At 71.5% G+C, this 13,949-nt stretch carries 12 protein-coding genes; 1 reads left to right on the top strand and 11 read right to left on the bottom strand.

The window, feature by feature from the left end:
- The first annotated feature begins 154 nt into the window (after positions 1–154).
- Positions 155–595 carry a Rieske (2Fe-2S) protein gene (locus ACFV20_RS08190; protein ID WP_385653806.1) on the top strand — a complete coding sequence of 147 codons (441 nt, stop codon included), beginning with the start codon at positions 155–157 and terminating at the stop codon, positions 593–595.
- 25 nt (positions 596–620) lie between these two features.
- On the opposite strand, the gene ACFV20_RS08185 is transcribed toward ACFV20_RS08190, so the two are convergent.
- From ACFV20_RS08185 to ACFV20_RS08135, 11 genes are all read right to left on the bottom strand, one after another.
- On the bottom strand, positions 621–1,640 hold the full coding sequence (locus ACFV20_RS08185; protein ID WP_385653803.1) for an ADP-ribosylglycohydrolase family protein: 1,020 nt from the start codon (positions 1,638–1,640) through the stop codon (positions 621–623).
- Entirely contained in the window at positions 1,637–2,356 is a 720-nt protein-coding gene (locus tag ACFV20_RS08180) for an NUDIX domain-containing protein (protein WP_385654310.1), read from the bottom strand. The genes ACFV20_RS08185 and ACFV20_RS08180 overlap by 4 nt, the downstream gene beginning before the upstream one ends.
- Before the next feature lie 68 nt (positions 2,357–2,424).
- Entirely contained in the window at positions 2,425–3,543 is a 1,119-nt protein-coding gene (locus ACFV20_RS08175; protein ID WP_385653801.1) for a pseudouridine synthase, read from the bottom strand.
- Complete coding sequence (gene scpB / locus ACFV20_RS08170) at positions 3,543–4,229, bottom strand: SMC-Scp complex subunit ScpB (RefSeq protein ID WP_385653799.1); 687 nt, start codon at positions 4,227–4,229, stop codon at positions 3,543–3,545. Before scpB ends, ACFV20_RS08175 begins: the two co-directional genes overlap by 1 nt.
- Positions 4,226–5,374, bottom strand: coding sequence for a segregation and condensation protein A (locus ACFV20_RS08165; protein WP_385653796.1), 1,149 nt, complete (start codon positions 5,372–5,374; stop codon positions 4,226–4,228). Before ACFV20_RS08165 ends, scpB begins: the two co-directional genes overlap by 4 nt.
- A gap of 18 nt (positions 5,375–5,392) precedes the next feature.
- Positions 5,393–5,977 carry a hypothetical protein gene (locus ACFV20_RS08160; RefSeq protein ID WP_385653793.1) on the bottom strand — a complete coding sequence of 195 codons (585 nt, stop codon included), beginning with the start codon at positions 5,975–5,977 and terminating at the stop codon, positions 5,393–5,395.
- Positions 5,962–7,089 (bottom strand): ParA family protein, encoded by a 1,128-nt coding sequence (locus ACFV20_RS08155; protein WP_385653790.1) that lies wholly within the window; start codon positions 7,087–7,089, stop codon positions 5,962–5,964. The genes ACFV20_RS08160 and ACFV20_RS08155 overlap by 16 nt, the downstream gene beginning before the upstream one ends.
- Positions 7,090–7,513: 424 nt before the next feature.
- Positions 7,514–8,638: an alanine dehydrogenase gene (ald, locus tag ACFV20_RS08150; RefSeq protein WP_385653787.1), complete on the bottom strand. Its 1,125-nt coding sequence runs from the start codon at positions 8,636–8,638 to the stop codon at positions 7,514–7,516.
- A gap of 138 nt (positions 8,639–8,776) precedes the next feature.
- Positions 8,777–10,816 carry a tetratricopeptide repeat protein gene (locus ACFV20_RS08145; protein WP_385653785.1) on the bottom strand — a complete coding sequence of 680 codons (2,040 nt, stop codon included), beginning with the start codon at positions 10,814–10,816 and terminating at the stop codon, positions 8,777–8,779.
- 385 nt (positions 10,817–11,201) lie between these two features.
- Complete coding sequence (locus ACFV20_RS08140) at positions 11,202–11,828, bottom strand: NUDIX domain-containing protein (RefSeq protein WP_385653783.1); 627 nt, start codon at positions 11,826–11,828, stop codon at positions 11,202–11,204.
- A gap of 94 nt (positions 11,829–11,922) precedes the next feature.
- Complete coding sequence (locus tag ACFV20_RS08135; RefSeq protein ID WP_234847135.1) at positions 11,923–13,581, bottom strand: CTP synthase; 1,659 nt, start codon at positions 13,579–13,581, stop codon at positions 11,923–11,925.
- Positions 13,582–13,949: the final 368 nt, after the last annotated feature.

Genomic DNA, 13,949 nt, shown 5'->3' with positions numbered 1-13,949 from the left:
TGTCGCTCTCCGTCCGACCAGCCTAGTCAGCCCGCGCGGACCGGGTGCGCGGCGCCCGCCCGGTGAGACGCCGGAAACACGGGCTTTGGGTACGTTCGGTGCCAAGATGGCGCATATTCCGATTCACCCCTTCAGTCAGCTTCGGAGCGACGACATGACCTACGAGACCACGCGCCGCACGGTTCTCCTCGCGACGGGTGCGACGGGCGCGGTGGCGCTCGTCACGGCCTGCGGCGGGGGCGGCGACGACAGCGGCTCCGCGTCCACGGGCTCCCCCACGGGTGAGGGCACGGCGAGCGGCTCCGCCGGTCAGGCCCTGGCCGACATCGACGAGATCCCGGTCGGCGGCGGCAAGATCTTCGCGGACGAGAAGGTCGTGGTGACCCAGCCGGAACAGGGTCAGCTCAAGGCCTTCTCGGCGATCTGCACCCACCAGCACTGCCTGGTGGGGTCCGTCTCCGGCGGCACGATCAACTGCCCCTGCCACGGCAGCAAGTTCAAGATCACCGACGGTGCGGTGGCCCACGGACCGGCGACCCAGCCGCTGCCCGCGGAGCAGATCACCGTGGAGGGGAACTCGATCCGGATGACCTGACGTCCCCCGCCCGGCACCCGGGCCGTCACGCGTCCCACAGCGCCCCGAGGGTGAGCAGGTCGCCCCGGTACTCGACGCGGTCGGCCCACTCGGTGGGCCAGGCCTCCGCACCCAGGTGCGCGCCCGCGAAGGCGCCCGCCAGGCAGGCGATGGAGTCCGAGTCGCCCGCGGTGCAGGCGGCGCGGCGCAGGGCGGTCACCGGCTCGTCGACGAAGAGCAGGAAGCACAGCAGTCCGGTCGCCAGGGCCTCCTCGGCGATCCAGCCCTCACCGGTGGCCAGACAGGGGTCGGTCTCCGGTGAGACGGTGCGCACGGCGTGCCGGAGCCGCTCCAGGGCCTCCAGGCACTCGTCCCACCCGCGCGCGATGTACTGCCCGGGGCTCGGGGCCCCGGCCCGCCGCCACAGGTCACCGAGCCAGCGCTCGTGGTAGCGGCTGCGGTTCTCCAGGGCGTAGGAGCGCAGCAGGCCGATCAGCCCGGTCGGCTCGGCGCCCTGCGCGAGCAGACGTACGGCGTGCGCGGTGAGGTCGGACGCGGCGAGCGCGGTGGGGTGCCCGTGGGTGAGGGCGGACTGCAACTGGGCGGCGCCCGCGCGCTGTTCGTCGCTCAGGCCGGACACCAGGCCCAGCGGGGCGACGCGCATGTTGGCGCCGCAGCCCTTGGATTCGGTCTGGCTGGCGTCCTGCCAGGGGCGGTCCGAGTGCTCCAGCAGGGCACAGGCCCGCAGACAGGTGTTGCCGGGGGCCCGGTTGTTCTCCGGGGAGCGGTTCCAGGCGACGAACTCCCGCCGCACGGCCTCGGCCATCCCCTCCGGCCCCAGCACCCCCCGGTCCATCGCCGCCCGTACGCCCCGTCCGAGGGCCAGCGTCATCTGCGTGTCGTCGGTGACGATCGCCGGGGACGGCAGCTCCATCTGCCTCCAGGGCCCGTGCTCGGCGAGGATCGAGGGAACGTCGTCGAACTCGGTCGGATACCCCAGCGCATCCCCGAGGGCCAGGCCCGTGAGCGCTCCGGTGGCGGCCTGCTTGTGGACGAGTGTGGTCATGCGGGGCGTCCTTCCCGGGCGGGCCGGAGGAGAGGCGGGTGGAGGGCGGTGGCGGTGCCTGCGCGGTACAGCGCGGCGGGTTTGCCGCGTCCGCCGGTGAGCCGGGCGGCGCCCGGGACGGCTTCGACGAAGCCGGGTGTGGCGAGCACCTTGCGACGGAAGTTGGGCCGGTCCAGCTCGGTGCCCCACACGGTCTCGTAGACCTGCTGCAACTCGCCGAGGGTGAACTCGGGCGGGCAGAAGGCGGTGGCGAGGCAGCTGTACTCGAACTTGGCGCCGACGCGGTCGTGGGCGTCGGCCAGGATGCGGTCGTGATCGAAGGCGAGCGGCCCCGCCGTGCCGTACGGCACCCAGCGGGCCTGCGCCGCGTCACTGCCGCCGCGTGCCTCGGGGGCGTCGGGCAGCAGCGCCGCGAAGGCGACCGAGACGACCCGCATCCGGGGGTCGCGGCCGGGCTCGCTGTAGGTCCGCAGCTGCTCCAGATGCAGCCCCGAGACGTCGGACAGGCCGGTCTCCTCGGCGAGTTCACGCCGGGCGGCCGTCTCCGCGGACTCGTCCGGCTGCAGGAATCCGCCGGGCAGCGCCCAGTGCCCGGCGTACGGCTCCTGCCCGCGCTCGACGAGCAGCACGTGCAGCACGCCCTCCCGGACAGTGAACACCGCGAGGTCGACGGTGACCGCGAAGGGTTCGTGGGCGTACTTGTCGTAGCCGTTCATGGCGAACACCGACACCCCCTTTAATAGTCAGCACGACTATAAAAGGGGGTGCCCGTCGCTCACAAGGTCTAGAGGTCGACCTCCTGCATCAGCATCCCGACCTCCGTGTTCGACAGCCGCCGCAGCCAGCCGGACTTCTGGTCGCCCAGGGTGATCGGCCCGAAGGCGACCCGGACCAGCTTGTCGACCGGGAAGCCGGCCTCCGCGAGCATCCGGCGCACGATGTGCTTGCGGCCCTCGTGGAGGGTGACCTCGACGAGGTAGTTCTTGCCGGTCTGCTGGACCACGCGGAAGTGGTCCGCGCGCGCGTAGCCGTCCTCCAGCTGGATGCCGTCCTTGAGCTGCTTGCCCAGGTCGCGCGGGATGGGCCCGACGATGTGCGCGAGGTAGGTCTTCTTCACGCCGTACTTGGGGTGCGTCAGCCGGTGCGCCAGCTCGCCGTGGTTGGTGAGCAGGATGACACCCTCGGTCTCGGTGTCGAGCCGGCCGACGTGGAAGAGCCGGGTCTCGCGGTTGGTGACGTAGTCACCGAGGCACTGCCGGCCCTCGGGGTCCTCCATCGTCGACACGACACCGGCGGGCTTGTTCAGCGCGAAGAACTGGAAGCGCTGGGTGGCGACGGTCAGGCCGTCGACCTTGATCTCGTCCTTCTCCGGGTCGACGCGCCGGCCCTGCTCCAGGACGATCTCGCCGTTGATCTCGACCCGGGCCTGCTCGATCAGCTCCTCGCAGGCGCGCCGGGAGCCGAAGCCGGCGCGGGCGAGGACCTTCTGCAGGCGCTCGCCCTCCTGCTCGGCGCCGGGGAAGGTCTTCGGGAGCTTGACCTCCTTCTTCCCGGCGTACCGGTCGCGGTTGCGCTCCTCGACCTGCGCCTCGTACTCACGCGGGCGGGCCGGGGTCGTACGGCCCTGCCTCTGGGGCTGCTTGGGTCCGCCCTTGGCGCCGCCGCGTGCGGCACCGCCACGCCCTGCCTTGGGGCCGTCCTTCGTCGCCCCGGGGCCCACGTCGTAGCGGCGCTCCTCCGGGCGCGGCTTCTTCGGACGGCCGCTGCCCTGCTTGTCGTCGCGGTTGTTGCCGGCGCCGCGGAAGTTGCCGCGACCACCACCACTCCCGCCGCGGCCGCCGCTGTTGCCACCACGGCTCCCGCCGTTGTTTCCGCTGCTGTTCCTGCCGCTGCTGCTTCGCATCAAAGTTCCGTCTGGTCGTCTTCGTCGTGGGTTCCCGGGCTTCCCGGGCGGCCCGGCACGTCGTCGTCGGGCGCGTCCGGGTCGAACGACGGTACGCCCTCCTGGGTCTCGGCCTCGATCGCCTCCGCCTCCGGGAGGAAGGGCGCGAGCTCCGGGAGCTCGTCCAGACCGCGCAGGCCCATCCGCTCCAGGAAGTAGTTCGTCGTCCTGTACAGGATCGCACCTGTTTCGGGTTCCGTGCCCGCCTCCTCTATCAGACCGCGCTGCAGGAGGGTGCGCATGACGCCGTCGCAGTTGACTCCGCGGACGGCCGAGACCCGGCTGCGGCTGACCGGCTGGCGGTAGGCGACGACGGCCAGGGTCTCCAGGGCGGCCTGGGTGAGACGGGCCTGCTGGCCGTCCAGGACGAAGCGCTCGACGGCCGGGGCGAAGGCGGCGCGCGTGTAGAAGCGCCAGCCGTTCGCGACGTACCGCAGCTCGAAGCCGCGGCCCTGGACGGTGTACTCGTCGGCCAGCTCGCGCAGGGCGTCCGCGATCTGGCGCCTCGGCCGCTCCAGTATCTTCGCGAGGTGCTCCTCGGTCGCGGGCTCGTCCACGACCATGAGGACGGCCTCCAGGGCGGGCTTGAGGTCGAGGCCGGCGACGGTGGGCGTCCCGGCCGGCAGGTCGGTCGTTGACTCGCTCACGCCTTCTTCTCCTCCTTGGGCGGCTCGGGCGGCCGGTCGAACTCGTCGGTGACGGTCGGGGTCTCGTCCCCGTCGCCGCCGGTCCACCGCACGAGCAGGTCCCCGAGCGCCCTCTCCTGCTCCAGCGCGACGGCCTTCTCGCGGTACAGCTCCAGCAGGGCGAGGAACCGCGCGACGACGGTCAGGGTGTCGTCGGTGTCCGCCACGAGGTCCCGGAAGGCTGCCTCGCCGAGCTCCCTGAGCCGGGCCACGACGATCCGCGCCTGCTCCTGCACGCTGACCAGGGGGGCGTGGATGTGGTCGACGTAGACCTGCGGCTTGGGTCTGGGCTGCATCGCCTTCACGGCGAGCCTGGCGAAGCCCTCCGCGCCGATGCTGATGACGACGTCGGGCAGCAGCTCGGCGTGGTGCGCCTCGAGTCCGACGGTCCGGGGGTAGCGCCGGGCCTCGTCGTCGAGCCGTCCGCTGAAGATGTCGGCGATCTGCTTGTACGCGCGGTACTGCAGCAGCCGGGCGAACAGCAGGTCCCGCGCTTCGAGCAGCGCGAGGTCGCCCTCGTCCTCCACCTCGGCGGTGGGCAGCAGCCGCGCCGCCTTCAGGTCGAGCAGGGTGGCGGCGACGACCAGGAACTCGGTCGTCTCGTCCAGGTCCCAGTCCGGCCCCATCGCCCTGATGTGGGCCATGAACTCGTCGGTCACCTTCGACAGCGCGACCTCGGTGACGTCCAGCTTGTGCCGCGAGATCAGCTGCAACAGCAGGTCGAAGGGCCCTTCGAAGTTGGCGAGCCGGACCTTGAAGACACCGTCGCCCGCCGCCTCGGCGTCACCGGCCGGGGGCGGGAGGACCGGGGCGGGCGCGGAGGACTCCTCGGGCCCGTTCGCCGACCCGGCGGTCGGGGTCGCCGCGGCAGTCCCGTTCGACTCCCCCACGCCCACCGATCCTGCTGCCTCCACAGGCGGTGCGGGCGACTCGGCCGCCTCGGTTCCTGCCTCCGCGGCCGGCAGCGTCGCGGGGTCTGCCTCCTGCGGTGAGGTGGGCGACGCGGCCCCCCCCGGCACGGCCGGCGCAGCCCCCGGCCCCCTCCCCAGCGCACGCCGGCGGCCGGCCGGGGTGCCGGGGGGAGGTGGGGAAGCGTTCGAGGTCATGGCCCCCGCAGGCTACCGCTACCGCCCGCGCAGTCGTCGTACGAGGATGCTGGCGTCCCCGCGGGTCTCCAGGTCGGCGAGGACCACCGCGACCGCCTCACGGACGATGCGTCCGCGGTCCACGGCCAGACCGTGCTCGCCGCGGAGCACGAGACGGGCGTGTTCGAGGTCCATGAGTTCCTCGGCCGACACGTAGACGGTGATCTTCTCGTCGTGCCGCTCACGGCCGCTGGGCCGGCGCGAGGGGTTGCGTCCGCGCTTGCGGGGCGCTGCCCCCGCGGCAGCGGCGGCAGAACCTTCCTGCGCCCCCTGCCGACGGGCGGAACCGGAGCGCTCGGCTGCCGCGGAACGGCTGTGGGCCTCCCCGGCCTCGGCCGGCTCCGCGTCCGCCGCGACGTGCTCCGCGCCCTCGCCGTCGCCGCCCTGGGCGGGCACCGCGTGCGGCGCGTCCTCCGCGGCGGCCGCCGCGTCGCCCTCCCCCGCCGGAGCGGGCACCCTGGCGTCGCCGTTGGCCTGACGCCTGGGCTGGGACGACTGAAGCGCCATCCCCCCTGTCGTACGGAAGAGTTCGTCGGCCCCCGGCAGACTCACTCGGCGTGACACCGGGCGAGCACCTCCCTGGCGAGCTGACGGTAGGCGGCGGCACCGACGGAGTTGGAGGCGTAGGTGGTGATCGGCTCACCGGCGACCGTGGTCTCCGGGAAGCGGACCGTGCGCCCGATGACCGTGTGGTAGACGTGGTCGTCGAACGCCTCGACCACACGCGCGAGCACCTCACGGCTGTGCACCGTGCGCGAGTCGTACATGGTGGCGAGGATGCCGTCGAGCTCCAGCTCCGGGTTGAGCCGCTCCTGGACCTTCTCGATGGTCTCCGTCAGCAGGGCCACACCACGCAGCGCGAAGAACTCGCACTCCAGAGGCACTATCACCTTGTGCGCGGCCGTCAGGGCGTTCACCGTGAGCAGGCCGAGCGAGGGCTGGCAGTCGATGACGATGAAGTCGTAGTCGGGCAGCAGCGGCTTCAGGGCACGCTGCAGCGTCGACTCGCGGGCGACCTCGGAGACGAGCTGGACCTCGGCCGCCGACAGGTCGATGTTGCTGGGCAGCAGGTCCATGTTGGGGACCGCGGTCTTCAGCAGCACCTCGTCGGCCGCCATCCCCCGCTCCATGAGCAGGTTGTAGACGGTGAGGTCGAGCTCCATCGGGTTGACGCCGAGTCCGACCGACAGCGCGCCCTGCGGGTCGAAGTCCACGAGCAGGACACGGCGTCCGTACTCCGCGAGCGCGGCACCCAGGTTGATGGTCGACGTGGTCTTGCCGACGCCGCCCTTCTGGTTGCACATCGCGATGATCTTCGCGGGTCCGTGCTCGGGCAGCGGACCCGGGATCGGGAAGTACGGCAGCGGACGCCCGGTCGGGCCGACGCGCTCACGGCGCTGTCTGGCAGCGTCGGGCGCGAGAGTGGCCGCGTACTCGGGGTCGGGCTCGTACTCGGCGTCGGGGTCGTAGAAGTGCCCCTCGGGCAGTTCGTCGTAGTCGGCGAAGTGGTCGTGGGGCGCGCCACTTCCGTCGCCGGCCATGGCGTTCACGTGATGGCCATCCATCTTCTGGTGTGCTGTGTGAGTCGCCTGCTGACTCTGGTGGGCTGCGAAGGTGCGCACAGCGACGGAGCCGACAGCCGCGAACCCCGCGGGCTCCTGGCCCGGTGCAGGCATTCCTGGTTGGCCACCGCCGGGAGTAAATGTCGACTCATTCACAAGTCGTCTTACCTCCTTGGTGACCAGGAAACTTCTAGACAGGTCAGCGTGGCACCATGCCGACGGTTGGCGACTCTATGGCGTGTCGGGCGTCCGCAGCAACACAATCCGCCGGACCCGGCCCGATGTGTCGGCAATGAAACATCCCGCTGTCAAGGGCGTACGGCCGTCGCACGGCAGGTTTCACCGGTGTGCGAATCGGTTGAAGGGTTACGTTCGAGGCGAGTTGCCCGAGAATCGCGAAGTGACCATACACACATCCGGCCGGACCTGTCGGGCAAGGTCCGGCCGGGTGCGCGGCGTTGACGAGGGGAGTTGACGTATCGCCTTTGCGGGTTGGTTACTTAGCCGACTTACCGGCGACCGCGGGCCGGTGGGCCGGTCAGCCGAGGAGCGAGGACAGCTCCACGTGCTCCACGCCGTGCGCCTCGGCGACCTCGCGGTAAACGACCTTGCCGTCATGCGTGTTGAGGCCCTTGGCCAGCGCCGGGTCGCGGCGCAGCGCGTCCGCCCAGCCGTGGTTGGCCAGTTCGACGATGTACGGCAGCGTGGCGTTGGTCAGCGCGTAGGTGGAGGTGTTCGGCACCGCGCCGGGCATGTTGGCGACGCAGTAGAAGACCGAGTTGTGCACCGGGAAGGTCGGCTCGGCGTGGGTGGTCGGACGGGAGTCCTCGAAGCAGCCGCCCTGGTCGATCGCGATGTCGACAAGGACACTTCCGGGCTTCATCCGCGAGACGAGCTCGTTGGTGACCAGCTTCGGGGCCTTGGCGCCGGGGATGAGCACCGCGCCGATCACGAGGTCGGCCTCCAGGCAGGCCTTCTCCAGTTCGAAGGCGTTGGAGACGACGGTCTGGATCTTCGTGCCGAAGATCTTGTCGGCCTCGCGGAGCTTGTTGATGTCCTTGTCGAGCAGGGTCACGTGGAAGCCCATGCCGATGGCGATCTGCGCGGCGTTCCAGCCGGAGACGCCGCCGCCGATCACGACGGCGCGGCCCGCCAGCACGCCGGGGACGCCGCCGGGCAGGACGCCGCGGCCGCCGTTGGCGCGCATCAGGTGGTAGGCGCCGACCTGCGGGGCCAGGCGGCCCGCGACCTCGGACATCGGGGCGAGCAGCGGCAGCGCGCGGTTCGGCAGCTCGACGGTCTCGTAGGCGATGGCCGTGGTGCCGGACTCCAGCAGGGCGTCCGTGCACTCCTTGGAGGCGGCCAGGTGCAGGTAGGTGAAGAGCGTCTGGTCCTTGCGGAGGCGGTGGTACTCCTCGGCGATGGGCTCCTTGACCTTCAGGAGCAGGTCGGCGGCGGCCCACACCTCGTCGGCGGTGTCCAGGATCTGCGCGCCGGCGGCGACGTACTCGGTGTCGGGGATGGAGGAACCGACGCCGGCGCCGCGCTCGACGACGACCTGGTGGCCGTGGCGCACCAGCTCGTGCACTCCGGCGGGGGTGATGGCCACCCGGAACTCGTTGTTCTTGACCTCGCGGGGGATGCCGACCTTCACGTCGATCACGGTCCTTGGCTCAGAGGGTATGGGGGGTATTTCTTAGACATACCCGGGCACGCACGGGCACACCGGGAGAGACCGCAGGAGAACGTGCGGCAGAGCCAGTCTAATGAAGGTGTTCTCCCTGTCTAGCCTTTCATTGCATCAATCTTCAGCGGATGCGGTACGGATTTCGCAGGCGTCAGGGTCATTTTGAAGGTTTGAGTCGTCGAGAATCCGCTCGGCGGCGCCCCGGTGCAGCCCGGCGGACGCGGGGTCCCCCAGGTGTTCGAGGGTGTCGGCGACCCGCAGGTGCAGGGCGGCCTGCAGCCGGGGGTCCTCGGCGCGCCGCGCCCACTCCACGGCCTCCCGGCAGGTGCGCAGCGACTCCTCGGGGCGGCCCGCGTACTCCTGGACCCGCGCCAGCTCGCTCAGGGCCCGGGCCTGGGCGGCGATGTCGCCGTTCTTGCGGTGGCCGGCGATCGCCGCGCGCCAGTTCCGCAGGGCCTCGCCGTAGCGGCCCGCGAAGGTGTGGGCGGCGGCGATCCGCCCGTAGAGCCGTGCGGCCTCGGCGCGCTCACCCCGGGCGAGCCGCTCCACCAGGGCGCGCCCGAACCAGTCGGCGGCCCGGTCGAAGTCGTCGAGGTCCTGGTACGCGCCGCCTACGGATTCCATCGCACGGCCGGTCGCGTAGGGGTCGTTCACCTCGCGCCCGGCGTCGAGAGCGGCCCGGTAGCGCGCCAGGGCGTCGGCCGTGCGGCCGGTGCGGGCGTCGAGGTCGCCCAGGTTGAGCAGGGCGGCGGCACGCTCCCTGGGCAGGTGGCGGCGCTCGGCGACGTCGAGGACCATGCCGTGGATCTCGTAGAGGTCGGGCGCGGCGGCCTTGGTGCCGATGTGCGCCGCCATCGCCCGGACCAGCTGGGACATCAGCCGGCGGGCCAGCGTGTCCAGCTCCCCGTCGGCGACCGCGAGCCGGGCCGACGCCAGCAGCGCGGGCCGGGTCAGGCGCAGCCAGTCGGCTGCCGCCCGCGGCGTGGGGAAGCGCAGCGCACGGGGCATGTCGAGCAGCTTCTGGCGGGCCGTCGGACTGTCGGTCTCGGTGATCGCCCGGCAGGCCTGGAGCAGCCGGACGGTGCGTTCCAGCATGCGGGCGCGGGCCAGCTGGAGATCGGCCGGGCGTTCGTGGTGCTCGGCGAGGATCCGCAGCTGCGGGTGCAGGCAGCCGGGCACCACGTACTGCGGCAGCGGGGAGTCCACCGCGTGCAGGAAGCCCGACGCGACGAAGTCGTCGAGGGTGGAGCGGGCGCTGTCGACCGAGCAGCCGACGAGTGCGGAGGCGGTCTGCGGGTCGACGAGGCCGGCCGGGGCGAGGGCGAGCAGGCGCAGCATCCGGGCGGCGTTCGCGGGCAGGGAGGCGTGGGCGAGCCGGAAGACCCGGGTCAGGGCGGTGCCCTCACTGTCGTCGGCGCGCAGTTGCTTGGCCAGGTCGGAGACGGCGGCCTTGGGGCGGGCCGCGAGCCAGCCGCCCGCCAGCATCAGCGCGGCGGGCTGCCCCTGGCACTCCTCGGCGAGGCCCTCGGCGGCCCGGGGGTCGACGGTGATGCGGACCGAGCCGGTGTGCCGGGTCAGCAGTTCCACCCCGGACTTGGCGTCCAGGCCGCCCAGGGTGCAGGGGCGCACGTCGGAGATGCCGGTCAGCGGGCCTTCGGAGACCGCGACGACGAGGCAGTCGGGGGTGTCTGGAAGCAGGGCGTCGACCTGTTCGGCATCGGCGGCGTCGTCCAGCAGGAGCAGGGCCCGGCGGTCGGCCAGGGCGCTGCGCAGGGTGTCGGTGAGATCGTCCTCGCAGGCCCCGGCCGGTGCCTGTTCGTCCAGGGCGGCCAGCAGGTCCCGGGCGGCGCGTCCGACGGGGACGGGGGTGCCGTCGGGGTCGGTCAGGCCGACGCGCAGGACCCCGTCGGGGTAACGGTCCGCTACCTGTCGTACGAGTTCCTCGGCGAGTGCGGTGCGTCCCGAACCGGGCCGGCCCGCGATGAGCAGGACGCGTGCGCGGGGTGCCTTGCGGCCGGCCAGGGTGTCCAGTCCGGCGCGCTCGATGTCGGCGCGCAGTTCCTTCAACTCCCGTGTGCGGCCGAGGAACTCGCTCGCTGCGGCGACGCGCCCGGCCGACCGCGCGTCGCCTGTCTCCACGACCTGATCCGTCACGGGCCACACTCCCGTCCCACCGCACACGCAAGCCCGCCGGGACTCCGGCTCGGGCGTGCCACAGAGCCTAGTTCACGCTCTGCAACGTTCCGGGTGGTGCAGGGCGGGCACGGCGGAGCATCCCCCGATCGGATCAGCAGATCGTAGGACCACAAGCCTCAAAACGCCGCCCCAAAGGGGCGCGGGGAACTGCGCGACAAGCCACGACGGAGCCGCACCTGACCGACGACCGACCCCGAAAGGGGCGCGGGGAACTGCGCGACAAGCCACGACGGAGCCGCACCCGACCGACGACCGACCCCGAAAAGGGGCGCGGGGAACTGCGCGACAAGCCACGACGGAGCCGCACCCGACCGCCGACACGCGCGGCACCGCTCGCGCAGCGCTACGCCTCGAACGGACGCGCCGGCCACGGAGCCTGGGCCGGCCGCAGCGCGTCCAGACCGTCACCGTTACGCGCGGCGACCAGGGACAGCACGCCCACGACGAGGCAGTTGTTGTGCAGCTCACCGGCCAGCACACCCCGCACGAGGTCCGCCACCGGCACCCGGTCGAGCTCCATGTCGGCCTCCTCCTCCTCGACCGCGAAGCGCTCCCCCTCCGCCTCGGACAGGTCCCGCGCGAGGAAGATCCGGACGGCCTCGTCGCAACCGCCGGGCGTGGTGTAGACGTCGGTCAGCACCCGCCAGTCCTCGGCCTTGACGTGCGCTTCCTCGTACAGCTCCCGCTGCGCGGCGTGCAGCGGGTTCTCGCCGGGGACGTCGAGCAGGCCGGCCGGGATCTCCCACAGCTTGTGGCGCACGGGGTGGCGGTACTGGCGCAGCACCAGCACGCGGTCGGACTCGTCGAGGGCGAGGACGGCCACGGAGCCGGGGTGGACCTGGTAGTCACGGCCGACCACGGAGCCGTCGGGCATGACGACCTCGTCGGTGCGCACGGAGGTCTTGTTGCCCGTGAAGGGGGTCTCCGTCGCCCGGATCTCCCACTCCTCCGGGGTGTCCTTGATCGTCATGCCTGTCCTTCCACGTGCCGTGCGACCTGCTGAAACGAAACCGGGGTGCACACCCTTTGAAGGGATGCACCCCGGCCACCGTACAACTGGTGTGTTACTTCGAAGTCTTCCGCTCCACCGAGGCCTTGACGAGCCCGGCGAACAGCGGGTGCGGACGCGTCGGGCGCGAGCGCAGCTCCGGGTGGGCCTGCGTGGCGACCAGGTACGGGTGGACGTCGCGCGGGTACTCGACGTACTCGACGAGCTTGCCGTCCGGCGAGGTGCCGGAGAACAGGATGCCCGCCTTCTTCTCCAGCTCGGCGCGGTAGGCGTTGTTCACCTCGTAGCGGTGCCGGTGCCGCTCCTCGACGTACTCCTTGCCGTCGTACACCTCGCGCACGATCGAGCCCTCGGCCAGCTTCGCCGGGTACATGCCGAGCCGCATGGTGCCGCCCATGTCGCCCTCACCGGCGACGATGTCGAGCTGCTCGGCCATGGTGGAGATGACCGGGTGGCCGGTGGCCGGGTCGAACTCGGTGGAGTTGGCGTCGGTGATGTCGGCCAGGTTGCGCGCGGCCTCGATCACGATGCACTGCAGGCCGAGGCAGAGGCCGAGCAGCGGGATCTTGTTCTCGCGTGCGTACTTGATCGCGCCGACCTTGCCGAGCACGCCGCGGTCGCCGAAGCCGCCGGGGATGCAGATGCCGTCGACGTCGCCGAGCTGCTGGGCCGCGCCCGCCGGGGTCTTGCAGTCGTCGGAGGTGACCCACTTGATCTTGACGCGGGCCCGGTTGGCGAAGCCGCCGGCGCGCAGCGCCTCGGTGACCGACAGGTAGGCGTCGGGCAGGTCGATGTACTTGCCGACCAGGGCGAGGGTGATCTCGTGGTCGGGGTTGTGGACGCGGTCGAGCAGGTCGTCCCAGGTCGTCCAGTCCACGTCGCGGAACGGCAGGTCCAGCTTGCGGACGACGTAGGCGTCCAGGCCCTCGCCGTGCACGGTCTTCGGGATGTCGTAGATCGAGCGGGCGTCGGGGCAGGCCACCACGGCGGCCTCGTCGACGTCGCACATCAGCGAGATCTTCCGCTTGATCGCGGTGGGCACCTCGCGGTCGCAGCGCAGCACGATCGCGTCCGGCTGGATACCGATGTTGCGCAGGGCCGCAACCGAGTGCTGGGTGGGCTTCGTCTTCAGTTCACCCGAGGGGCCGATGTACGGCAGGAGCGAGATGTGGACGACGAAGACGTTGTCACGGCCGACCTCGTGACGGACCTGGCGGACGGTCTCCAGGAACGGCAGCGACTCGATGTCGCCGACGGTGCCGCCGACCTCGGTGATCACGACGTCGACCTCGTCCGTCGCCATGCGGCGGATGCGGTGCTTGATCTCGTTGGTGATGTGCGGGATGACCTGCACGGTGTCACCCAGGTACTCGCCGCGCCGCTCCTTGGCGATCACGGTGTTGTACACCTGACCGGTGGTGACGTTGGCGGAGCCGTCGAGGTCACGGTCGAGGAAGCGCTCGTAGTGGCCGATGTCCAGGTCGGTCTCGGCGCCGTCGTTGGTGACGAACACCTCACCGTGCTGGAAGGGGTTCATCGTGCCCGGGTCGACGTTGAGGTACGGGTCGAGCTTCTGCATCACGACGCGCAGACCGCGGGCCTTGAGCAGCATGCCGAGGCTGGAGGCCGTCAGGCCCTTGCCGAGCGAGGAGGCGACACCCCCGGTGACGAAGATGTGCTTGGTCGTCGAATTACGAAAAGCGGCGGGCGGCATGGCCAAGACGGGGCTCCCGTGGTCGCGGTCTGGGGGTGCGGTGCGGCTGCCCGCCGGAATACTCCGGGGTGCCGTCGCTGCGGTTCGGGGGTTTCCTGTCGGGCAGGGGCCCACCGGTCCACGGGCTACCAGCGTATCAGCGCCGCGGGGCGGCGGCTTCCGGCCACGCTCCGCACACATCCCGACACGGAGGCGGTCACGGTCACCGGTCCCTCACCCGTTGCTCACTCGTTCGGCGTACCCGCCTTGCCACTACGGGCACCCGGATCATCGGCGTGCGTCGTATCCTGCTCGGACACTCGCTGCCGAGCCCGTCCGGCCCCACGGCACCACCCCCCGCCCGTACCCACCGGAACAACGTGAGCTCG

It is taken from the genome of Streptomyces sp. NPDC059696, assembly GCF_042733745.1.
GTDB lineage: Bacteria > Actinomycetota > Actinomycetes > Streptomycetales > Streptomycetaceae > Streptomyces.
Note: the sequence above shows the minus strand (reverse complement) of the source record. Positions and strands in the feature narration are given on the sequence as shown.